The organism is Dehalococcoidia bacterium, assembly GCA_035310145.1.
Classification (GTDB): Bacteria; Chloroflexota; Dehalococcoidia; order CAUJGQ01; family CAUJGQ01; genus CALFMN01.
The window spans coordinates 12,572-34,780 of the sequence record DATGEL010000016.1 but is presented as its reverse complement, the minus strand read 5'-3'; the positions used below and the strand labels follow the sequence as shown (position 1 = coordinate 34,780).

Here is a 22,209-nt window from a genome sequence, read left to right as displayed (position 1 = left end):
CGAGCGCATGCGGGGCCGCGAGGGCGGGTTGGGGCTCGCCTGAACAGAGAGGTAAGCCGGTGTCGTTCGAAGACGTTCGAGCGCTGCTCTTCGATGTGTTCGGCACCTGCGTGGACTGGCGCGGCACGGTGATCCGCGAGGGCAACGCGCTGAACCGGGCGAAAGGTCTCAGCGTCGATTGGGGCGCCTTTGCGGACGAGTGGCGCGGACAGTACGCGCCAAACATGCAGCGCGTGATGCGCGGTGAGCTGCCATGGACGCGGCTCGACGGTCTGCACCGCATGGCGCTGGACGAGCTGCTGGCGAAGTACGGCGTCCAGGGGCTTTCGGAGGCCGAGAAGGACCAGTTGAACCGCGTCTGGCACCGGCTCGACCCGTGGACCGATACCGTGCCCGGCCTGCTGAAGCTCAAGCACAGCTACCTGATCGCGCCGCTTTCCAACGGCAACCTCTCGCTGCTGACCAACATGGCGAAGCACGCGGGCCTGCCCTGGGACTGCGTGCTCTCGGCCGAGCTGTTCCGCGCGTACAAGCCGGACCCGCGCGTCTATCTCGGCGCCGTCGATCTGCTCGATTTGCAGCCCCACCAGGTGATGATGGTCGCCGCGCACAAGCACGATCTGCACGCGGCGCGGGCGCAGGGGCTGCAGGCCGCCTTCGTGCCCCGCCCCTTCGAAGGCAATCCGGAGCGCGTGCCGGATCTGACACCCGATCCCGAATTCGAGGTCGTCGCGGCGGACTTCATGGACCTTGCGCGGCAGCTCGGTGGGTGAGAGCCGAGCGCCGGCCGCGCTACCTGCTGGATGAGAATCTCTCAACCGTGATCGCCGTTGCCGGGCGACGGCGCGGGCTGGATGTTGTCAGCTCGCACGAAGTCGGGCTGGACGGCAGGTCAGATGAAGTGCAACTTCGCTGGGCTGCTGCACACGGCCGCGCGCTGGTGACGCGCGATCGGCGCGATCTTTCGAACATTGCAGCAGGCTTCTTCGCCCGCGGGGAACTGCATCACGGCGTAGTGCTGGTACCGGAATCGCTGCCCACCGCGGACGTTGGGGGTATACTACGTGCCCTCGAAGCCCATGCCCAGCGGCGTGCCGACGGAATGCAACCGTACACCGTCGAGTGGCTCACTTGGGAAGCATGAACGGGTACTTCGCGTAGAGCGTTTCCGGCGTTATTCCGTCGTTTTCGGCGATCTCGGCATCGATCTCATCGGGATATGCGGAGTAGTACGCCATGGCGGCGTGTAATTGTTCGGGTGTGAGCCAGTCGAAGGCGCGGGCCAGCCGTGCGACCGTCAGCGGCCGCTCGCGGCAGCCGGAGATGACTTCCCACACGCCGAGGCCCGTGCCGGCGATCTTCGCCGTGCGCCCCGACGCCTCTGTGGCGAAGTAGATCCCCGGCATGCGGCGCATGCGCTCGGCTTCGTCGATCAGCCCACTCGTCACGCTCTTCCTCGTGGCGCGGCGGCGCCCTCCCGACCATTGTACGGCTGTACCGCGCCGGGCGGGCGCCATCGCTGCGGGCCCCCGTACGGTCTACGCCACCGGGTAGCCTTCTTCTTCCAGCGCCTCCTCGATCTGCTTGCGGCTGGTCTGGGCGGGGTCGAACTCGACCGTCACCTGTTTCGGCTCGATCGCGACTGCCACATGCTTCACGCCCGGCATGGCGCCCACCGCCTGCTCAATCGTGTGCTGGCAGTGCTCGCAGGAGATGTCCGGTGCGGTTAGCTTCAGCGTTTCCATGATCTCGTTTCCTCCATCTGCTTTGATACGCCCGTTGCTGTCTGTTGCGGGCGCGCTCTGCACGGCGCGCCCGCTGGCCCCTGCACGCCTTGGCTCACTTGACCTCGATCGTCCCATTCATGCCGGGGTGCAGAGAGCACACGTAGGCGTAGGTGCCCGGCCGCGCGAACGTGACCTTGAAGCGTTGGCCGGGCTGCAGCAGACCGCTTTCGAAGCGGCCGTCCGGCGCGCCGCGGCTGCCGCTCACCACCGTATGCGCTTGCTCGTCGTCGTTCACGAAGGTCACGGTCGTGCCGGCCTTGACGTGCAAGGTGCCGGGGCGGAACTTGTCCGGCATCCGCGCCGTGGTGCGCTGGCCCACCATCGCCATGTGCACCTCGTCGCGCCCCCAGGCATACGACGCGCTGCCGAAAACGGCCGCCTGGCCGGAAAGACCGCGGTAGGCGCCGAAGCCCACGGCGGCGAAGGCGGCGAGAAAAACGGCCGCGGCGACGAGCTGCGCCGATCGCGTGCCTCGTAGCCGCAGCGAGTTGCTCAGCACGGTGACGCTGGAGAGCGCCATCGCCACGGCGGCGAAGATCGGGTTGATCTTGCCGAAGATCGCCAGCGGCACCAGCACGAGGTTGTAGGCGAAAGCCCAGAACAGGTTCTGCTTGATCACCCGCATCGTCGCGCGGGAGAGCTCGATCGCCTCCGCCACGCCGCGCAGGCTGCCCTTCACCAGCGTGATGTCCGCCGCGGCCATCGCCGCGTCGGCGCCGGTGCCCATGGCGATGCCGGCGTCGGCCGCGGCCAGCGCCGGCGCGTCGTTCACGCCATCGCCAACCATCGCGACAACCCGGCCCTCACCTTGCAGCCGCCGGATCTCCACGGCCTTCTCGTCGGGCCGCACCTCGGCCACCACCCGCTCGATGCCTACCTGCCGTGCGATCGCCTCGGCCGTACGGCGGTTGTCGCCGGAAAGCATGACCACGTCGAGGCCGGATTCGCGCAGCCTGCGCACCGCCGCTACCGAATCGGGCTTCAGCGGGTCGGCGATGCCGATCGCGCCGAGCAGGCGGCCCTTGTCGGCGACGAGCACCGCGGTCTTCGCGCCGGCTTCGAGCAGATCGAGTGTTGTCTGCGCGTGTGCGATCTCGATTCCCCGCTCGGCGAGCCAGCGGGCGCTGCCGACGAAGACCGTAGCCGCGCGCACGCCGCCGCCCGGCGTGGACTCGAAGTCGTGGACGGCAGGCAGCGCGAGGCCGCGCTCGGCGGCGGCGCGCACGATCGCCGCCGCGAGTGGGTGCTCGGAGCCGCGTTCAACGGCCGCGGCGGCGAGCAACAGCTCAGCCTCCGTGGCGCCGCCGATCGGCACCAGGTCGGTGACGGCGGGCTCGCCGCGCGTGACGGTGCCGGTCTTGTCCAGCACCACGGTGGTCACGTCGCGCACGCGCTCCAGGCTCTCGCCGCCGCGCAGCAGGATGCCGTGTTCGGCGCCGCGGCCGCTGCCCACCATAATCGCGGCCGGTGTGGCCAGCCCGAGGGCGCAGGGGCAGGCGATCACCAGCACGGCCACGGCCGCGACCATCGCCGCGGTTCCGCTGAAGCCGGCGAGCAGCCAGCCGCCGAAGGTCAGCGCCGCGATCAGCAGGATCGCGGGCACGAACACTCCGGCCACGCGGTCGGCGAGCCGCTGCACGGGCGCCTTCTCCAGCTGCGCTTGTTCCACCAGGCGCACGATCTGCGCGAGCTGCGTCTCGCGACCCACGCGCTCGGCCCGCATGCGCAGCAGGCCATGCGTATTGATCGTCGCGCCGATCAGCGCGTCGCCGGGCGACTTGCTCACGGGCAGGCTTTCTCCGGTCAGCATCGACTCATCGACCGCCGAACGGCCGTCGAGCACCACGCCGTCGACCGGGATCTTCTCGCCGGGCCGAACCAGCAGTTCGTCGCCCGGCACCACGGCCTCGACCGGCACATCCTGCTCGACGCCCTGGCGCACGCGGTGCGCCGACTTCGCGCCCAGCCGCATCAGCTCTCTAATCGCGCTGCCGGCGCGGCCGCGAGCGATCGCCTCCAGCAGCTTGCCCAGGTAGATCAGCGTGATGATCAGCGCCGCCGTGTCGTAGAACGGATCCTGCCCGGCAAAGGTCGCCCAGACGCTGTAGAAGAAGGCTACGGTCGAACCGACCGACACGAGCGTGTCCATGTTCGCCGTGCCATGGCGCGCTGCCCTGAGCGCCCCGCGGTGGAACTCCCAGCCGACGAAAAGCCAGACGGGCGTGGTCAGTGCCAGAAGGATGTAGTCGCGGTAGCGCAGGTCCATCGCGAACATCGCGATGACCGCAACGGGAATCGAGAGCGCCAGGCCCAGCGACAGCTTCGCGTAGCGCAGGCGCAGATCGCGGCGCTGGCGACGATCCTTCTCGTCCTCGGCCCTCACCCCCAGCCCCTCTCCCATTCCTGGGAGAGGGGAGACGATCGGGCGGGCGCCGTAGCCGGCCTTCTCGACCGCCGCGATCAGGTTCGCGGTCTCTGGCGGCGCATCTTGATCCAGCGTCACGCTGGCGCGCTCGGTCGCCAGGTTCACGGCGGCGCTCTGCACGCCCGCCACCTTGCCGAGCGCCCGCTCAACACGCCGGACGCACGAGGCGCAGGTCATGCCCTCGATCGCCAGTTCAGCGGTCGCGCGGGCCGCACCATCCTCGCCTTGATTTTCGACCTGCATCGCCAGGTCGTGCTCCGAAATCGCCATGACCATTCCCGCCCAGTTCTCCGGCCGATCGCGGGGTTCGCCGAAGCGATCGGCCTTCACCAGGCATCTTCAACCCTATAGTAACTTGAGAGTCAAGTGCCAGCACGAACGGGTTGCTCCTCGGTCCCGTCGTGCTCAGCGCTATACTCCTGCCATCGACGCGTCACGCCGCGGGCGGTGCGGGCGGCACAGGGAGCGGAAACGATGACCGGCATGCCGTGCATCTCGGCCGACTCGCACATCGTCGAGCCGGCGCACATCTATGACGGTTTGGTGGAGAAGTACGGCGAGCAGGCTCCGCAGATCAAACCCGATCCGCAGGGCCGGCGCGGGCCGTATAAGGTCGTCGGCGATAAGCGCATGCCGATCGGCCGCTTCGGCATCGCCGGTCATGACGCCAACGACCCGGACATCGACACGTTGATCGCAAGGGGCTATGGCGCCTTCCGGCCGGGCGTGCTCGACCCGGCCGAGCGACTCAAGGACCAGGCGATCGACGGCGTCTCCGCCGAGGTGATCTATCCGAGCCTCTGCATGCTCACGGGCGCCGCCGAAGACGCGGCGCTCTCGCTGGAGATCGCACGCCGTTACAACGACTGGCTCGCCGAATACTGCGGCCACGCGCCGAACCGGCTGATCGGCGCCGCCTCGATTCCGCTGCGCAACGTGGCCGACGGCGTGCGTGAGTTGCAGCGCGCGGTGAAGCTTGGCCTGAAGGGCGCGGTGATCTGGTGCACGGCGCCGGGCGAGCGGCCCTACGGAGATCCCGCCTACGATCGGTTCTGGGCCGCGGCGGCAGAGGCGGAAACGCCGGTAACGTTCCATATCTTCACGGGCGCCGACGGCATGCAGATGCGTCTCCCAGCTGACTGGGATCCCGTGTTGCACTACGCGCTCTCGCACACCGCGGCCGAGGTAACGCTGGCGACGCTGCTGACCAGCGGCGTACTCGAGCGCCACCCGCGGCTCAAGATCGTCGCCGCGGAGTTCGACACGGGCTGGGTCGCGCACTTCCTCGCCCGGCTCGACTTCGCCGTGCATCGCACCGTTGGCCACCCGGCCCAGAAGCTGCCGCTGACGCCGTCCGAGTATTTTCGCCGCCAGTGCTGGATTACGTTCGAGGACGACGCGATCGGCGTTCAGACCCGTGACTTCATCGGCGTGGACCGGCTGATGTGGGGCAACGACTATCCACACCACGACTCGCTCTGGCCCGAATCGCAGGAGGTGCTGAGGCGCCTGTTCGCCGGCGTGCCCGCTGCCGACCGTCGCAAGATGACCTGTGAGACCGTGGCGAGTCTGTACGGAATCGTCGTCCCGCCCCGCCCTCATCCCCCGGTTCGATCCTCCGGGCTCAGAACCAGCGGAAGGGGAGACCCGGGCACGGCGGTCCGGGGCTGAAGGCGTGGCTGCTCCGCAGGTCGGTTTGGACTCACGGCAAAACCCGCCGCGCCTGGCCGGGTCGACGCTCAGCGAACCGCCCCACGCCCGCTCACCGCTCTCGATACACTGCCCCGGTTGCGGCTGCCGGTTGCGGCTGCCCGCGACGCCGGTCTACGCTCGTCGCGGGGCGACGAAGCCACGCGCCGCTGGAAGTCCGAAGAGAGCAAGGAGATGCACGTGATTGAAGGTGTCGCGGCGGAACTGAACCCTCCCGTACGCATCCTCCTCGGTCCGGGCCCCAGCGCCACGCATCCGCGCGTGTACCGGGCTATGGCCGCACCCATGGTCAGCCACCTGGATCCGGCCTACCTGCAGATCATGGACGACGTGCAGGCGATGCTGCGCGCCGCATTCCGGACGCAGAACCGCATGACACTCGCCCTACCCGGCACCGGCACCTCCGGCATGGAGGCGGCGATGGCGAACCTGCTGGAGCCGGGCGATACGATCGTGATCGGCGTGGCCGGCTACTTCGGCGAGCGCATGGTCGAGATGGCCGCTCGCTACGGCGCCAGCGTCGTGCGTGTCGATGCCGCGTGGGGCACGGTGGTCGAGCCGCAGCGCATCCGCGACGCCGTGCGCGGCGCCGGTCGTGTGAGGGCCGTTGCGATCGTGCAAGGCGAAACCAGCACCGGCGTGCTGCAGCCGATCGACGAAGTCGCCCGCATCGCGCACGAGGCCGGCGCCCTGGTTATCGTGGACGCCGTGACCTCGTTCTGCACCTGCGAACTGGCCGTCGACGCCTGGGAGCTGGACTACGTCTATAGCTGTTCGCAGAAGGGTCTCTCCTGTCCGCCCGGTCTGGCGCCGATCAGCGTGAGCGAGCGGGCGATGCAGGCGATCCACGCGCGCGGCCGGCCAGTCTCGAACTGGTACCTCGACCTCACCCTGTTGGAAAAGTACTGGGGGCCGGAGCGCGCCTATCACCATACCGCCCCAGCCTCGATGACCTACGCCCTGCACGAAGGATTGCGCATCGTGCTGGAGGAGGGGCTGCCGGCGCGGATCGCCCGTCACCAGAAGCACGCTCAGGCCGCGCAGGCGGCGTTCGAGGCGATGGGCATGCCGCTGGCGGCGCAGGCCGGCCATCGCCTGCCACCGCTCACCACGGTTCGCATTCCCGAGGGAGTAGACGATGTCCAGGCGCGCGGCCATCTGCTGCGCGAGCGCGGCCTGGAAGTGGGCGGCGGACTCGGCGCCTTCCGCGGCAAGGCGTGGCGCGTCGGCTTGATGGGCCACTCGTCCACGGCCGAGAACGTGTTGCTGGTGGCCGGCGCCCTGGCCGAAGCCTGCGCCGCACAGGGCGTGCGGGTGGACGCCGCGGCCGGGTCCGCCGCGGCGTCGAAGCTCCTGTTCGGCACGGCATAACCGCCGAAGCTCGCTTGTCGCCGCGGTCGCTTGGTGAACTCGCGAAGTGGACGGGGTGCGCGCTCGCGCTTGACCGTGCCATGCAGCCATGGCCACGCCGAGCGGCCCGGATGCCTGAAGGCATCCGGGCCGCTTTCTGTGCAGTCGCCTCGAGATCTTCGCTCCGCGATTGTCGCCGCCTGGCCGTACGCCGGCCCTGGCGCATCCGCGTGTCGGGCTCTGCTGACGATTCGGGTCCGCTCCGGATAGCCTCGAGGTTTTAGCAGCGCGTGTAACGTTCGCCGTGCAACCGGTGTCACAGAAGCAACGGCCGCGTGCGTTGATACTCAAGAGGGTGGCCGGATTCGGACGCGGCCGCCGGCAAATCCGCACGAGCGCAGGAGGAGTGCGATGCCCAGGAGTTGCCACGTGTGCTCGCGACCGATCCTGCCGGCGGACGAGCCATCGCTGCTGTGGGCCGTACGGCCGCCTCCCCAGCACCGAGACGCCTTCCATCTCTCATGCTGGCTTGCCTGGCGGAGCGTGCACGGCAAGGGTCGGCGGGCGCCGTCAACGAAGCCGCACGCGCCCGTAGCAGCCTGATCCTTCCCCGTTGCCGGCGAATCAGGCGGCGGACGCGATTCGCGCGGGGCGTTTGGCCGTGTGCCTGCGCCGTCCCGCGAGGATGCGCGAACTGAGCAAGAGCCCGACTACCGTCGCGCTGGCGCTGTAGACCCAGCGCATCCAGGATAGATCCTGGCTCGCGCCGGAGAAGATACCGTGTGACGTCGCCAGCAGGTAGAGGGCGAAGCTGCCGTAGTGCAGGGTGCGCCAGGCTCGCTGGCCGATGTGCGCGCGCAGGTAGAAGCTGATCGTGATCGTCCCCAGCAGGTAAAGGCTGAGTACGCCGATGCCGGTTGCCACCTGGCGGTAGCTGCTGGTGAACGGCACCAACACCTCGCCTGGCGAGAACGGTTGGAAGGTGTCGACGAGCAAAGCGCCAACGTGCAGCGCCACGCAGGCCAGCGCCAGCCACGAGAGCCACTCGTGCAGGGCGAAGGCTGTGGCGCGGCTCATGAGCCGGTCGAGCGCCCGCGTCGAGATGCTGAGGCCGAGCACAGTCGTGCCGCTGAGCAGCAGGTAGGCGGTGATCGCGGCCGCCCGCGTCGTGTACCAGGGCAGGCGGCTGCCTAGCACGCCGGCAAGGTCGATGCTGGAAGCGAGCCGCCCGGCCAGGATGAGCGCGCCGGCCCCAATCAGGGCGCCGGCCAAAGCCGTGCACACGGCGATAACGCAGGCGCTCAGTCGGGCGGGCCAGGTTCGGGCGGTCATGCGTTCACCTCCGCGGGCTGCTGGGCTGCGCCGGCGGGGATCCAGCTCAGGCTGCCGGCCACGAGCACGCGGCCGTCGCGCCGCACGAGCAATCCGCCCAGTTCGGCAGCTTGAACCAGTGCCGCGAGGCCGAGGACACTGCCCAGCAGCAGGGCGCCCTTCGCCGCTACCTCGGCCGCGGCGGTGGTCGGCGCGACCACCGTCACGCTTAACAGGTCGGTGAGCGCCGGCGCGCCGGTGCGCGGGTCGATCAGGTGATGGCGGCTCCCCGCCTCGGTCTGCCAGCGCCGCCGTGTGATGCCCGAGGTGGCGACACCACGCCCGCCTTCGAGCTGGAGGGTGCCCAGCACCGCTCCGAACGGTCCATCGACGTCGATCGCCCATGCAGGGGCGTCGGGCGGCAGGCCGAGCATGGCGATGTCTCCGCCGATGTCGACGAGCGCCGGCCCGAAGACACCGAGCCTCTCGGCCACGCGGTCGGCCAGCCACCCCTTGGCGATGCCGCCGAGGTCGAGCCCAACGCCGTTGGGCAGCGTGACCGTGCCCCGGGCTTCGTCGAGCAGGACTTCGCGCCAGCGACCCGCCTGCCGGGGCAGGGCGGCTGCCGGCATGGACCGCGACGGTTTCTGCTCGAGATCTGCGAAGCTGCGGTCGTAGCCGGCGGCGAGCAGGGCGCCGTAGACGGTCGGGTCGAACAGCCCGCCGCTGGCCGCCGCCGCATCCAGCGCAATTTCGATCGCAGAAAAGGTGAGCGCCGAAACTCGCACCGGTGTCACGGCGCCGCGATTGAGGCGGCTGATCTCGCTCTCCGGCAGGAAGCGGCTGAGCAACGCATCCGCCTCGCGCAGCAGGGCGACCTCCGCCCAGAGCGCCGCCTCGGCCGACGCCTCCTGTCCCCGCCGCGGCCAGACGGCGAGCGAGACCTCTGTTCCCATCGCGCGGAAGACCACGCGCAGCGAATCGAGCGCGGACTCGTTCGCCGGGTCATCTGCCGCACCGGCTGAATCGGTGTTCATTGCTGCTGCTCCTGGCTACGACTGGCGCGTGGCGGCATGGCTGCTGGACGTGCCGGCGGCCACATTCCTGCCGCCGGTGCTGGCCGGCGACTGCGTAGTCGGCGTCTGCGCGGCGGATGCGGCGATCACCGGAGTCGACGCGGGTGTTGCCGTGGTGGCCCGGGTCTCATCGGACCCGGCGGATGCGCTGGCGGCCGGTGATGTCGTTGCCGCGGTCGCGGCGGCTTGTGCGGGAACTTCCGACTCGGCGAGCGTTGCCGCCGTTGACTGGCCGGCCGCGGCGCTCGCCACTGCATCGACGGCGGAGGAGGCGGCTTGGCCTCGGTGCTGCGTCGAGACGGCCACCAGCGCAAACGCGCCGGCCAACACACCGAAGCTCGCCGCCGTGGCCCGCTTCCTCAGCAGCGCCGTGCGCTGCGTGCGAGTCTTCATCTGCTCTGCCATGGGTTCACCTCATGCTCATGCTGGCGTGCGGTGGGCGCGGTTCGCGCCTTCGCCACTGCCTTCAGGCTACGAGCCGGGCGTTGGGCCGAGATTGGGCCTTGATGCGAAAGCCCACATCCCGTTCTCATTCAGGTCCAATGATGTTGGTGGCCGCGGCGATCGGGCGCCGGCGTATGCCCCGCCCCGGCCGTTGCCGGCGGGCTGCTACGATACCGAGACGGCGAGTGAGCGGAAGGTTGCAGATGGCCGAACTCTGCGCACGTTGCGGCACGCGGCATGACGGCGACTGCCCACCCGAGCCGACGGTAGCTGCCGGCGAGGCTTCGCTCGAAGCGTGCGCCTTCTGCGGCGAGCGCCACCCCGTCGCGATCTCTTGTGCGCAATGGGCACAGCGTGCGGGAGGCAGCACGCCGGCCGTATTCGGCGGCGCCGGCACGGCGAGCCGGCCGCAGCCGGTCATCGTCTCTCGCCGGCCGCGACGTTCGGCGGCTCAGACTCATGCGTTCGAGCGGCTGCCGCTGCGCATCGGCGTGGCGATCCTGGTGCTGATCGGTGCCTTTGCGCTGGTGAAGAGCATCGCCGGCCGGGTCGGCAGCGGTTCTGGCGGCACATCTACATCGCTGTCCGCCTGCTCCGTCGGCCGCATCCGCGCTAACCTGACCACGGCCGCAACGATCGAAAGCGAAGCGGCGCACCGCTTACCGATCGAGTCGCGGCCACGAACGCCCTGCTGCTCGGTGCAAGCACGGACTGCAGCCAGCAGGTGTTCTTGCTCTACACCGCCTACATCGACGATGCCGCGCTCTGCCTCAGCCTCGCCTCGCCCCAGAGCTGCCAGGCGCGCGATGCCGTCCATGACCGCCTGAATCAGGCGCTGGCCTCCGGCGAATAGGCATCCTCGCAACCGACCGAAGGTTTCCCTGGGCCGCAAGCCGTCCCGCGACGCCAGACAAGCACCGAGCGGGCGAATTCGCAATGGGAAACAATCCGTTTGCTGAGAAAACCCTCAGGCCGCCGCCGCGCGGCGCGCGTACACTTCCGCGCGCGGAGGTGACGTATGTTTCGCAGTCGCTCGGTGACGACGCTCGAGCGGATGGGCTGGGGCGCCGTGGTGGTAGTGCTGGCCGTGTTCGCGGCGCTGAGCTTTGTGCACGCGCAGAGCGGCGGCAACGCCGGCACGCTGCGCATGTGCGCGGACAACTCGACGCAGGCGCTGAGTGTCGCCCAGAGCGGTTTCGCCTGCGCGGAGAACCAAACGGAGTACGACGTCAATATGGAGGGGCCGGCCGGTCCGGCAGGCCCAGCAGGCGCGGCCGGACCGCAGGGGCCGCAAGGTCCGCAGGGGCCGCAAGGGCTGCAGGGCCCGGCCGGGCCTCAGGGACCGCAGGGGCCAGCGGGAACCGTGAGCTCGGGTGTCTGCCCGCTCGGATTCGCCTTCAGCCTGTCGGTGAACGGCTGCGTGCCAATCACCGGGAACGCCTCCGGCGTCTGCCCGCCCGGCTTCTTCTTCGACACGACCACGGGGCAATGCGTGCTCTAGCGGCAGGCACCGAGCGCAGGATCGAGACCGGGGCCGGACGCTCTGGGTTCTCGCCCGGCCTGCCCCGGCGCGCGGACTGCCGCTATACTGGCTCGTGTGAAGGCCGAATCCGCCCCGGCGCCGCTTGACCCGCCGCAGCCCGCGCTTCCAGCCGTGATCCTGGCCGCTGGACTTGGCTCGCGCCTCGGCGGCGCGGGCGGCGGCGCGCCCAAGGCGCTGGCGCCCGTCCTGGGCCGGCCGCTGCTCGCCTACACCCTGGAAGCGCTCGCGCAGGCCGGCGTACACCAAGCGTATGTCGTGCTCGGCTACCGCGGCGCCGAAATCGAGGCGGCGCTTGCCGGCCTTGGGCCAGGCGGCCCGTCGCTGCATGTTGTCTGGAATCCGGACTACCGTTTGCCGAACGGCAGTTCGCTTGCCGCGGCCCGCGCCGCCGTTGCTCAGGCGCCCTTTCTGCTGCTGATGGCCGACCACCTGCTGAGTGTGGAGGCGATCCGCCGCATGCTCGGCGCGGAACAGCGCTTCGCCATCGGCGTGGATCGGGGACCGCTGCCGGCGTCGCGTCTGACCGACGCGACCCGGGTGCGGTTGCGACCGGACGGCCTGGTCGCGGCGTTCGGCAAGCGGCTGCGCCGTTGGGACGGGATCGACACGGGTATCTTTCGCTGCCACCCGGACGTGTTTGCCGTGATTGACGAGCTCGGCGTCGACTCAGAGCTGAGCGCGATCATGACGCGCGTGGCGGCGCGGCAGCCGTTTCACGCGGTAGACCTGAGCGGCGCCTTCTGGCTGGACGTGGACACGCCCGCGGACCTCAGGGAGGCCGAATCGCTGCTGCGCCACGGTTGAGCACGGCCGCGCGTCGCCTTACCTCCCATGCTATCCTTACTTCAATGCGAAAGTAAGGCAGCAATGGGGAGCAGTATCATGTCCACGGCGACGATTACCTCAAAGGGTCAGGTCACGATTCCGAAGGAGATCCGCGAGGCGCTCGGCCTGCGCAAAGGCGACCAGCTCGTCTTCTACGTCGAAGACGGCAAGGCCATCGCCCACCCGGTGCGTCATCGCGACGTGCGCGAGCTGGCGGGCATCATTAAGAGTGATCGCCCGTGGCCGGGAATGGCAGCGGTTCGCGAGCAGTATCGCCGAGAAGTTGCTGAACATGTGGTCAGCCGCGGACTCGATGACTGATGCCGGCTTTGCGGATCGACTCGAACACTATCCTCCGCTATCTGGTCAACGATGCCCCGCAGCTGGCTGTTCGCGCCATTGCCCTTTTTGAGCGCGTGGCATCAGGTGAAGAGCGGGTTCTGCTCGAAGACGTCGTGCTGGCTGAAGTGATCTGGACCTTGACCACCTTTTACCGCGCGACGCGCGTGCAGATTCATGACTATCTCGATCCAATCCTCGATCTCGACGGGGTTGAAAACGGGGACAAACAGGCGCTGCAGATGGCGCTCGTCTTCTACCGCGATCGCCACGTGGACTTCGTCGATGCACTGCTCGCCGCGAAGGCGATCCGCGCCGGCTCGGGCGAGCTGTACACCTTCGATCGAGACTTCGACCGGCTGCCCGGCGTGGCGCGGCGCGATCCCGGTTCTCCGGCCTGAGCGCGCTCAGGCGTCGTCGCTGTCGCGACGCTCGAACTCCGCTTCGATCGCGTCTGCTTCACCGTCGTCATCCCCGTCGCCGAGATCGTAGCCGGGGAGCGACGCCAGCGGCGAGACGATGGTGTAGTTGCCTTCCCCCACCGCGCGGTTCAGGCGGGTTATGACCGCCGTCGGGTTGTCGTAGGCGCCCACGATGTAGAGCGGCTTGCCGTCCTCGCCGCCCAGCGGCACGCGCTCCGCAGCCCGTTCCGGCTCGGCGCCGCCCAGCAGCAGCGCCGCGTCGTAGTAGTCCTTGTCGGGACTGAAGCCCAGGCCGCGGGCATAGGCCACGGCCTCCCGCACGATCTTCGCAGCGAGGTCGAGGCCGATCGCTTTCATCGGCTGCATCGCCGCCAGGTCGGCGCGCAGCTCGGCCTGGTACTGACCGAGCGAGTCGAAGCGCGCGACCGTTGCGCTCTTCACGCCCAGGCAGCCGAGGTCGATCAGAAACACGGCCGCGCCGATGCCGCCGTCCGGCGCCCGCCGTGCCACGGCGAGCTGCACGATCTCGCCCGGCTTCTGCCAGTCGCGCGTGATCAGGCATTCCTCCAGCGGCCAGTGGGCGGCAGCGCGCAGCTCACCGCGCAGACCGCCCGGCTGGCCGCCCACGGCGAGGGCGTGGCGCTTCGCCTTGCGCCTGGCGGCGTGCTTTTGCAGCGACTTCTGGCGGCGTTGTTCGTTGCGCGGCATCGGCTTGCCTTCTCAAGGGCGATGCTGCTCTGCAGTGCACGCCGGCATGATATCCTGCGTCGCCGGCCAGCCTATCGCCCGCTGCGCCCGCACCGCCTCGAACCTAAACCAGCGTCCGCGTCGCAGCGGTGACGCCACCATCGCCAGGGTCCGGCGCAGGCCGTCGCCGTGGCGATGCCGGCGCATCGGGTCCAGCATACGAGGGACGCTACGCGATTGCCTCGGTCGGGTCAGTGGCTCGCCGCCGCCGCCATAGCCATGCCGTCCGGCGCCTCGTCCTCGTCATCGATGATGTGGCCGCTGCGCAACGGCACTTCCTCCATGGTGAAGGTGGCCAGGAAGGCGATGATCGCCACGGCGCCGCCGATCAGGAAGACATCGCTCAGCGAGGCGGCGAAGGCGTGGCGCATGGCCTCGGTGGTGGCGCCGAGCAGGCGGTTGGCGTCCTGCCCGAGCGGCCGAAAGGCGGCGAGCAGTTGATCGCCGCCCACCGGCGAGAGCAAGACTTTTGGATCCTGAACCGTCTTCAGGCTGGTGGCGGGAAGCGATGACTTCACTTCCAGCGGCAGCCGGTTGGGGATTTCGCTGCCAAGCCGCGTGGTAAGGATGCTGCCAAAGATCGCCACGCCGATCGTCGATCCGATCGAGCGGAAGAACTGCGTGGCCGAGGTGACCGTGCCAAGCACGCGGTACGGCAGCGCGTTTTGCACCACGATCGTGATGATCGGCATGCTCAAGCCGACGCCCGCGCCCACCACGACCATGAACAGGTAGATCACGATCGTTTGCGTGTCGACGCCGAGCGTGGAGAGCAGGAAGGTCCCCACCATCATCGCCAGGGCGCCGCCGATGATCAGATAGCGGTAGCGCCCCGTGCGCGAGACCAGCTGGCCGGAGATGACACTGGCCAGGACAATGCTCAGCGTCATCGGAATCACGGTGAGGCCGGCGCGCGTGGCAGAGGCGTTGCGCACGGTAACCATGAACAGCGGCATGTAAACCGTAGCGCCGAACATCGCCATGCCGGAGAAGAACATGATCACCGCGCCGCTGACGAAGGTGCGATTGCGGAAGAGCTGCGGCGGCAGGATCGGCTCGGCCGCGCGGCGCTCGATCAGCACGAAGGCGACGAGCAGCGCCAGCGAGGCGATCAGCAGGCCGAAAAACTGCGGCGCGAACCAGGCGAACTGATCCCCGACCCAGACGAAGGCGAGCAGCATCGGCACGACGCCGGCGAGCAGCGTGGCCACGCCGAGATAGTCGATCGCGTGCTGCACGCCCAGGCGCCGCCGCCAGGGGAGCGTGAACCAGAGCACGACCAGCGCGATCACGCCCACCGGCAGATTGACGTAAAACACCCAGCGCCAGGTGAAGCTGTCGGTGAGGTAGCCGCCGAGTGTCGGACCGACGACCGAGGCGAAGCCGAACATCGCGCTGGTCAGACCCTGCCACTTGCCGCGTTCGGCGGGCGGGAAGACGTCGCCGATGATGGCGAAGGCGTTGGCCATCATCACGCCGCCGCCGACGCCCTGGATTGCGCGAAAGAGCACCAGCTCGGGCATGTTCTGGGCGAGGCCGCAGAGCGCGGAGGAGGCGAGAAAGAGCACAATGCCCGCCATGTAGAACGGCTTGCGGCCGTAGACATCGGAGAGCTTGCCGAAGATCGGCACGGCGGCGGTGCTCGTGAGCAGGTAGGCGGTGAAGACCCAGGAGTAGTACGACAGCCCGCCGAGGTCGGCGATGATCCGCGGCATCGCGGTGCTGACGATCGTCTGATCGAGCGCCGAGAGCAGCAGGCCGAGCATCACGCCCGACATGATCACCAGGCGGGCGCGGTTGGTCGTCGGGGCTACATCGATCATGCGAACCTCTCCGTGTTAGCAGAGGTGTATCACAGATCGACTGCCCGGATCCCGCCGAAACCGTCAGATCGGCGTGATATTGCTGCGATTTCTCGCGGATTTCGGCGGGTTGCGGCTGGAATCCCCCGGCGACCATGGTCGCTCGCTCAGAGCCTCACCGTCTCCAGGTCGTTCGGCAGGCGCACGTTCGGGATGCTCGGATCGGTCACATCGGCGCCCATGTGCGTGAGCACAAAGGGCAGCGCCGGGAACTCGTCGCGCAGCGCACGCACGCGCTCCAGCGACATGTGTACCCGCGGCTGGCCGTGCGCCTGGTTGCACTCCAGCACCAGCGCATCGGCGCCGGCGGCGATGCGGCGCAGGCCGTCACAGAGAATCGTGTCGCCAGAATAGCCGATGCTGCGGCTGCCCTGCTGAATCAGGTAGCCGAAACAGTCGAGCGCCGGGTCGTGCTCCACGCGCACGGCGCGGAAGCGAATGTCGCCAGCCGCCTGCTCGCGCTCGTCGGCCTCGACGTAGTGCAGCGGAAAGCCGCCGCCGCGCTGGAAGGACATCGCCACGAGGTGGTCCAGCCTGCCGGCGTGCGTCATCTCTTCCAGGAAGGCCTGCAGGCCGGGCGGGCCGACAACCCACAGCGGCGACCTGCGGCGGCCGGCCTGGTTGAGCAGCAGGAAGGGCCAGCCGAAGCTGTGGTCGGCGTGGAAGTGGCTGAGAAAAATCACGTCGATCTCGGTCGCATCGACGCCGGCGCGGAAGAGGTTCGCCAGCGCAATCGGCGAGGGTTCGACCAGCACGCGCCGGCCGATCAGGAAGCTGTTCCAGTAGCGCCCCTGGGCGTTGAAGTTGCCCGTGCCGAGAAAGGTAAGCGCGACGGATTCGCTCATTCGGTTCGCCCTCTGGCCTATCAGCCATGCAAGGCGAATCCGCGGAGAAGCGGACCCGCACCGCGTCTGGATTATTCCGGATTGCGGGCAAGCCGTACAACGCCGGGGGCGGCCGCGGCGTCTCCCCGCCCGCGGACCTCCGCTCACGCTCGGCTCAATCAGCCGACGCGGCGGTAGCGGGCTACGGCGATTGGGGCGCAGACCGCGACGATGCCTGCGATCCAGGCGACGGCCTGCCAGAAGTCGCCGCCGACCGGCTTGCCCAGGGTCAGGTCGCGCGCCGCGTTCACCACCACGGAGACGGGCTGGTGGCTGGCGAACCCCTGCAGCCAGTCGGGCATCGACTTCACGGGTACGAAGGCCGAGGAGGCGAAAACCAGCGGCGCGAGCAGGGGAAAGGACATCGCCTGCGCCGTTTCCGCGTCCGGGGCGCTGAGCCCGACGATGGCGAAGACCCAGGAGAGGGCGTACGAGAAGGCGATCACCAGCAACAAGGCGGCCGGCAGCCCCAGCCAGCCGTGATCCGGCTTCCAGCCGACGATGAAGCCCACGACGGCCATCAGCCCCACGACGAAGACGTTGCGCCCCAGGTCCGCGAGGCTGCGCCCCACCAGCACGGCCGAACGCGCCATCGGCAGCGAGCGGAAGCGATCGATCAGCCCCTTGTGCAGGTCTTCCGAGAGGCCGATGCCCGTGGTCAGCGAGCCGAAGACGACGGTCTGCACGAAAATACCGGGCATCAGGTAGTTCACGTAGGAGACGCCCGGTACGCGAATCGCGCCGCCGAACACGTAGCGGAACATCAGGACGAACATCACCGGCTGGATCGTGGCGAAGACGAGCAGGCGCGGCGTGCGGCGGATGGTCAGCAGGTTGCGCCAGGTGATGGTCAGGGCATCGCCCACCGGCTGTGCCCGCCGCACGGGGACGCCGGCGGCCGCGGTGCGCAGGGCGACCGTGCGTGTGGCCATCATGCTCCTCCTCTGCGGCCGCGACGCGGCGCCGGCACGGCCGCGCCGTTGTCGGCCTCGCCCGGCTCCTCCGCGACATGTCCCGTGAGCGTGAGGAACACGTCGTCGAGCGTGGGTTCGCGCAGCGTCAGCGTCACCGGCGTGAGACCGGCGGCGTCGAGCACGCGCACGGTTTCGAGCATGGCGCGCGGACCGTCGCCGACACCAACATGCACCGTGCGGCCTGCCTGCGTGACGGGACCCAGCGCCGCGAGCCGCGCCCGCGCGGACTCTACCGCGGCGAGATCGCGGAAGGCGACTTCGATCACCGTCGCGCCCATGCTGGCCTTCAGCTCGGCCGCCGTGCCTTCAGCGATCACGTGGCCATGGTCGATCACGATGATGCGGTCGGCGAGGCGGTCCGCCTCTTCAAGATACTGCGTGGTGAGCAACACCGTGGTGCCGCCGCCCACCAGCTCCTCGATCACGCGCCACAGCTCGTTGCGGCCCTGCGGGTCGAGGCCGGTGGTGGGCTCGTCCAAGAAGAGCACCGCGGGTTCATGCACCAGCGCCGCGGCCAGGTCGAGGCGGCGGCGCATGCCGCCGGAATAGGTGCGCACCAGCCGGTCTGCGGCGGCGCCGAGGTCGAAGCGTTGCAGCAGCTCCTCGCCGCGGCGAGCGACGGCGGCGGTGGGTACATGAGTGAGCCGGCCCACCAGGCGCAGGTTCTCCCGCGCGGTGAGGTTCTCGTCCAGCGCGGCGTACTGGCCGGCGAGACCGATCGAGGCGCGCACCTGGTGCGGCTGCCGGGCCACGTCGTAGCCGAGCACGTGGGCGCTGCCTCGGTCCTGGCGCAGCAGGGTGGTGAGGATGCGCACGGCGGTCGTTTTGCCGGCGCCGTTCGGGCCGAGCAGCCCCAGCACCGTGCCGGCCGGCGCGGCAAACGAAACGCCGTCCAGCGCCACAACTTCGCCGTAGCGCTTGACCAGGTTTTCTGCGACGATCGCCGGCTCGCCGCCGGTTGCCGGGACGGGCGGGACCGTTACGCGCTCATCGGTTGCGGTCAGGTCAGTCATCGTACCGCACGCTTCACCGTCGGGGCGGCGATTGCACAAGGCAGAGCCGGGCCAGGGCCGCCCCTGTCTCTATTGGAATCGGAGTTCCGTTTCCTGTCAACCGGCGCCTTCGCGCTCGTTCGGCGGGCTGCTGCTCTGCGACTGCGCGGCCAGATGGGAGGCAAAGGACGGCTCGACGCCGGAGGTGTCCGCGGGCGCCGGGGTGTTCAGGCTGAGGCGGCGGCCGCCTCGCCCCGGTCGAGGGAGCCCTGACCGGTTGGAGGCAGGGTGAGCGGCTGCCGGCCGCGCTCCTGGCGCGGCAGCGCTACGAAGAGGAAGCGCAGCAGCCGCATCTGCTCCGCGGGCGAGATTTCCAGAAAGCGCAGGCCAAGATCGTGCCCGCCGTCGGTGCGCGGGCGGCAGCGCAACACCTCGGCCGCCATCGCCAACGGCCCCTCGGGCAGGTCGAGGCGCAGGAGAACCTCGCTCGCTGGCAGAACGGGGGCGCGGCTCCTGAGGCTGGCGCCGCTGCGCGAGAGGTTGTCCGCGATCACGGCGAGCGTGCCACCCGCCTGGTCCGTCAGCCGCGCGGAGAGGGATGAGGGGAAGCGGTAATTCTGCCGCGCGTGCGTGCGGCTCAGCACCTCGCGTACGCCAAGCCCGACCATGCCGAGGTTGACCAGCGCCCAGCACAACGTCATGCCGATCAGACCCGGCGCCCGGTACCGGGCCGTCAGCCCCCAGGCGAGGTTGAACACGGCGGCACAGGCGGCGATCGCCATGAAGGCGAGCAGGGCGAACTGCGGGCCAAGTTGCCGCCGCTCCAGGGAGCCCACGCTCGCATCGGCCCGCTTCGGCGTCACCCGGAAACGCAGCGGCCGCGACCAGAACAGGGTCAGCGATGCCTGCAAGAAGGTGAACATCTTCAGCAGGTTGTAGCGCTCGACACGCCAGTAGTGGAAGTAGCCTCGTCCCAGCGCGATGTTGGCCAGCATGCCGAGGCTGAAGTAGGGCACCCAGAAGCCGGCGAAGGCCCGCACCGAGGCGTGCAGCGGCAGCACGCCGCTCAACAGGATCAGCGGCGGCGTGATCAGGTAGATCAGCTTCTGGAAGGCGTCGAAGTAGGTGGCCATGGAGGCGAGGTAATTCAGCCGTTGCGCGAGCGTCAGCCCGGGCACGATCAGTGGATTCTCGCGCGAGCGCAGCAGTTGCATCGTGCCCTGTGCCCAGCGTTTGCGCTGTAGGGCGAAGGCGTTGAAGGTCTGCGGCGCGATGCCGTAGGCGAGCAGCTCGTCGTGGTAGACCGTCTTCCAGCCGCGGGCGTGCAGGCGCAGCGAGGTGTGGATGTCCTCGGTGATCGTCTCGGTTGCCACGCCGCCGACATCGTCGAGCGCGGCGCGGCGCACCACCGAGGGGCTGCCGCACCAGAAGGCGGCGTTCCAGCGGTTCTTCCCCGGCTGGATCACGCGGTAGAATAGCTCCTGCTCGTGCCATTCGCCGTTGGCGGAGTGCTGCATGGAGTCGCGGTTGTAGAACTCCTGCGGCAACTGCACGAGGGCCACGCGTTCATCCGTGAAGTAGCCCAGCGTGTGGTCCAGCAGCTCGGGCTGCGGCACGGTGTCGGCGTCGAGCACGACGATGAATTCGCCGCTGCTGTGCTGCAGCGCGTGGTTGAGGTTGCCGGCCTTGGCATGCCGGTTGTCGGGACGCGCGAGGTAGCGGCAGCCGAGGCGCAGCGCCAGCTCTTTGACCGCGGTGCGGCGGCCGTCGTCAAGCAGGTAGGTGGTGTGGGGGTACGTAACGGCGTTGCAGCCGGCGATCGTGGCCTCAAGCAGCTCGAGGTCCTCGTTGTAGGTCGGCACGAAGATGTCGACCGAGAGGCCGTCGCGGAGTGCGAAGGGCGGCCGGGTCTTGGTGTCCCAGGTCATCAGGATAAACAGCAGGAAGTTGCCGAACCCCTGCAGCTCGGCGCAGAGCAGCAGCACGGAGAAGGCGATCGCCTGGCGGTTGATCGTCGCGGTGAGGCGCCAGCTCAGGTAGCAGACCATGGCCACCGCCGCTTGCAGAGCGAGACCCCGCGCCACGGCCGGGCGGTACAGCAGCTTCACGGGCAGATCCTTCCCGCGGCGGCGTCAGCCAGCCCGCGTGGACGTCTTCTCCGTGATCATCGGCAGAATGCAACGAAATTGAAGTGATCAACCGATACAATGCCCGACCATTGCGCCGCTCGCGTGCGACGACACTGCGGTGAGCGAGCCCCTTCAGCCGTCAGTTCGTTGCGCTCATCCAGCCGCGGGTGGGACCGATGCGTTGAAACGCCCTGGTGAATTCACCCCATGCCGAACGCGTGGGCGATGGCGCACGCGAATCCGTCGGGATTGTCCGCGTTCATGAGGTGGCCCGCATCCGCGACGTAGGCGACCTCAACCCCGTTCGCAGGGGCTGGCCCCTCAGGGAAGCCGGGCAGCGAACGTTCTCCGATGAGATACGTCCTTGGGATCGCCAACTGCTCCAGCGCCTGGCGTAACGTGGGCTGCCGCGCCGCAAGGAGTGATTGCGCACTGCGATAGATCGCCTGAGGCGAGGCGCCTTGCACGGCGCGGAATGCCCCGCCGTACGCCGGCGTCGCATCCAGCCATCCCTTGAGATCGTGCATGAGCGTTGCATGCCCCTCCCGGATGAAGACCTCCTCCGGCTGTGCGGCGATCTGCAGACTGATCCCCCCTTTGCCGGGATCGAGGTTCCCCTCGGCCACCACGAGCGCTGAAACAAGCGAGGGGAACCGGAAAGCTAACAGGATGGCAATGGAGCCGCCCATGCTGTGCCCGATCACCCGACAGCCAAAGAGGCCGAGGTGCTCCAGCAGCGCGGCAACGCTATCCGCATGCTCCTCCATGCTGTAGCCGAACGCTTCGGGCCGATCCGAGTAGCCGAACCCGAGCAAGTCGACCAGAACGATTCGCGATGCTGCCAGGAGCGGATGGCGAGCGATGACGAGGAATCCCTCAGACGATGCCCCGCCGAGGCCATGAAGGAAGACAAGCGCTGGTTCCTCGCCCGGGATGTCGTGATAGCAGAGGGATGCGTTCGAGCCCGGTATGCGAAACGCATGCATAACGACACCCTCCGTTCAATTTACTAAGAATTGGGTGAGAGTCACGCCGCCATGCGCTTCGCCAGCGCTGCGAGCGCTGCGCCCTTCACCGGCGCCGAGCGGGCGATGCGGCCGAGTGCCCAGGTGTAGATGTACGGCTCGCCATGCCGCGCGATCGCCTCGCGTACGAGCGCCAGGGCCTGCGCCTCGTTGTCGAAGCTGGCATACACGTTGGCGCTTTCCAGATCGACCGGCTCAAATTCGGCTTCACCCGCCTGGCTTGCCACCGAACCACCTACTGCGCAGGGCGCAGGCCGTGCGTCCCTGGTAGGGTGCTGAAAAACGACTGCTGTTGACCTCTGGCGCGTGCCAGGCGCCGCGTGCAGCTAAACATAACGGCGAATCGAAACCTGGGCAAATCTAC

General features: G+C 68.8%; 23 protein-coding genes. 8 read left to right on the top strand and 15 right to left on the bottom strand.

Annotated features, from left to right (window positions below; translation table 11 throughout):
• Positions 1 to 59 precede the first annotated feature (59 nt).
• Together VKV26_03100 and VKV26_03095 are read left to right on the top strand one after the other, a co-directional pair.
• Positions 60 to 773: a haloacid dehalogenase type II gene (locus VKV26_03100; protein ID HLZ68876.1), complete on the top strand. Its 714-nt coding sequence runs from the start codon at positions 60 to 62 to the stop codon at positions 771 to 773.
• A complete protein-coding gene (locus tag VKV26_03095; GenBank protein HLZ68875.1) occupies positions 770 to 1,144 on the top strand; it encodes a DUF5615 family PIN-like protein in 375 nt (124 codons plus the stop codon). Before VKV26_03100 ends, VKV26_03095 begins: the two co-directional genes overlap by 4 nt.
• Here VKV26_03095 and VKV26_03090 read toward each other — a convergent pair.
• The 3 genes from VKV26_03090 to VKV26_03080 form a co-directional block, all read right to left on the bottom strand.
• Complete coding sequence (locus VKV26_03090; GenBank protein ID HLZ68874.1) at positions 1,128 to 1,448, bottom strand: DUF433 domain-containing protein; 321 nt, start codon at positions 1,446 to 1,448, stop codon at positions 1,128 to 1,130. The genes VKV26_03095 and VKV26_03090 overlap by 17 nt on opposite strands.
• Before the next feature lie 90 nt (positions 1,449 to 1,538).
• Entirely contained in the window at positions 1,539 to 1,745 is a 207-nt protein-coding gene (locus VKV26_03085; protein HLZ68873.1) for a heavy-metal-associated domain-containing protein, read from the bottom strand.
• A 94-nt stretch (positions 1,746 to 1,839) separates the two neighbouring features.
• Positions 1,840 to 4,482: a heavy metal translocating P-type ATPase gene (locus VKV26_03080; protein HLZ68872.1), complete on the bottom strand. Its 2,643-nt coding sequence runs from the start codon at positions 4,480 to 4,482 to the stop codon at positions 1,840 to 1,842.
• Positions 4,483 to 4,686: 204 nt separating this feature from the next.
• Here VKV26_03080 and VKV26_03075 point away from each other — a divergent pair, with 204 nt between their 5' ends.
• Positions 4,687 to 5,883, top strand: coding sequence for an amidohydrolase family protein (locus VKV26_03075; protein ID HLZ68871.1), 1,197 nt, complete (start codon positions 4,687 to 4,689; stop codon positions 5,881 to 5,883).
• A gap of 324 nt (positions 5,884 to 6,207) precedes the next feature.
• Complete coding sequence (locus VKV26_03070; protein ID HLZ68870.1) at positions 6,208 to 7,293, top strand: alanine--glyoxylate aminotransferase family protein; 1,086 nt, start codon at positions 6,208 to 6,210, stop codon at positions 7,291 to 7,293.
• A 603-nt stretch (positions 7,294 to 7,896) separates the two neighbouring features.
• Here the strand turns inward: VKV26_03070 and VKV26_03065 are convergent.
• The 4 genes from VKV26_03065 to VKV26_03050 form a co-directional block, all read right to left on the bottom strand.
• A complete protein-coding gene (locus VKV26_03065; GenBank protein ID HLZ68869.1) occupies positions 7,897 to 8,604 on the bottom strand; it encodes a ferric reductase-like transmembrane domain-containing protein in 708 nt (235 codons plus the stop codon).
• Positions 8,601 to 9,620, bottom strand: coding sequence for an FAD:protein FMN transferase (locus VKV26_03060; protein HLZ68868.1), 1,020 nt, complete (start codon positions 9,618 to 9,620; stop codon positions 8,601 to 8,603). Before VKV26_03060 ends, VKV26_03065 begins: the two co-directional genes overlap by 4 nt.
• Before the next feature lie 15 nt (positions 9,621 to 9,635).
• A complete protein-coding gene (locus tag VKV26_03055) occupies positions 9,636 to 10,064 on the bottom strand; it encodes a hypothetical protein (protein ID HLZ68867.1) in 429 nt (142 codons plus the stop codon).
• Positions 10,065 to 10,560: 496 nt separating this feature from the next.
• A complete protein-coding gene (locus tag VKV26_03050; GenBank protein ID HLZ68866.1) occupies positions 10,561 to 10,920 on the bottom strand; it encodes a hypothetical protein in 360 nt (119 codons plus the stop codon).
• A gap of 201 nt (positions 10,921 to 11,121) precedes the next feature.
• On the opposite strand from VKV26_03050, the gene VKV26_03045 reads away from it, so the two are divergent.
• From VKV26_03045 to VKV26_03030, 4 genes are all read left to right on the top strand, one after another.
• Positions 11,122 to 11,604, top strand: coding sequence for a hypothetical protein (locus VKV26_03045; GenBank protein ID HLZ68865.1), 483 nt, complete (start codon positions 11,122 to 11,124; stop codon positions 11,602 to 11,604).
• A gap of 96 nt (positions 11,605 to 11,700) precedes the next feature.
• A complete protein-coding gene (locus tag VKV26_03040; protein HLZ68864.1) occupies positions 11,701 to 12,450 on the top strand; it encodes an NTP transferase domain-containing protein in 750 nt (249 codons plus the stop codon).
• A gap of 78 nt (positions 12,451 to 12,528) precedes the next feature.
• On the top strand, positions 12,529 to 12,792 hold the full coding sequence (locus VKV26_03035; protein HLZ68863.1) for an AbrB/MazE/SpoVT family DNA-binding domain-containing protein: 264 nt from the start codon (positions 12,529 to 12,531) through the stop codon (positions 12,790 to 12,792).
• Positions 12,792 to 13,211 (top strand): PIN domain-containing protein, encoded by a 420-nt coding sequence (locus VKV26_03030; GenBank protein ID HLZ68862.1) that lies wholly within the window; start codon positions 12,792 to 12,794, stop codon positions 13,209 to 13,211. Before VKV26_03035 ends, VKV26_03030 begins: the two co-directional genes overlap by 1 nt.
• 6 nt (positions 13,212 to 13,217) lie before the next feature.
• Here VKV26_03030 and VKV26_03025 read toward each other — a convergent pair whose 3' ends face one another.
• From VKV26_03025 to VKV26_02990, 8 genes are all read right to left on the bottom strand, one after another.
• Positions 13,218 to 13,940, bottom strand: a complete 723-nt coding sequence (locus VKV26_03025; GenBank protein ID HLZ68861.1) for a hypothetical protein — start codon at positions 13,938 to 13,940, stop codon at positions 13,218 to 13,220.
• A 230-nt stretch (positions 13,941 to 14,170) separates the two neighbouring features.
• Positions 14,171 to 15,802 carry an MDR family MFS transporter gene (locus VKV26_03020; GenBank protein HLZ68860.1) on the bottom strand — a complete coding sequence of 544 codons (1,632 nt, stop codon included), beginning with the start codon at positions 15,800 to 15,802 and terminating at the stop codon, positions 14,171 to 14,173.
• Between the two features lie 146 nt (positions 15,803 to 15,948).
• Positions 15,949 to 16,686 carry an MBL fold metallo-hydrolase gene (locus VKV26_03015; protein ID HLZ68859.1) on the bottom strand — a complete coding sequence of 246 codons (738 nt, stop codon included), beginning with the start codon at positions 16,684 to 16,686 and terminating at the stop codon, positions 15,949 to 15,951.
• Positions 16,687 to 16,844: 158 nt separating this feature from the next.
• Positions 16,845 to 17,657, bottom strand: coding sequence for an ABC transporter permease (locus VKV26_03010; GenBank protein HLZ68858.1), 813 nt, complete (start codon positions 17,655 to 17,657; stop codon positions 16,845 to 16,847).
• Positions 17,657 to 18,712: an ATP-binding cassette domain-containing protein gene (locus VKV26_03005; protein HLZ68857.1), complete on the bottom strand. Its 1,056-nt coding sequence runs from the start codon at positions 18,710 to 18,712 to the stop codon at positions 17,657 to 17,659. Before VKV26_03005 ends, VKV26_03010 begins: the two co-directional genes overlap by 1 nt.
• 206 nt (positions 18,713 to 18,918) lie before the next feature.
• Entirely contained in the window at positions 18,919 to 20,799 is a 1,881-nt protein-coding gene (locus tag VKV26_03000; protein ID HLZ68856.1) for a glycosyltransferase, read from the bottom strand.
• A gap of 221 nt (positions 20,800 to 21,020) precedes the next feature.
• Positions 21,021 to 21,806: an alpha/beta hydrolase gene (locus VKV26_02995; protein ID HLZ68855.1), complete on the bottom strand. Its 786-nt coding sequence runs from the start codon at positions 21,804 to 21,806 to the stop codon at positions 21,021 to 21,023.
• Between the two features lie 41 nt (positions 21,807 to 21,847).
• Positions 21,848 to 22,072 carry a hypothetical protein gene (locus VKV26_02990; protein ID HLZ68854.1) on the bottom strand — a complete coding sequence of 75 codons (225 nt, stop codon included), beginning with the start codon at positions 22,070 to 22,072 and terminating at the stop codon, positions 21,848 to 21,850.
• Positions 22,073 to 22,209: the final 137 nt, after the last annotated feature.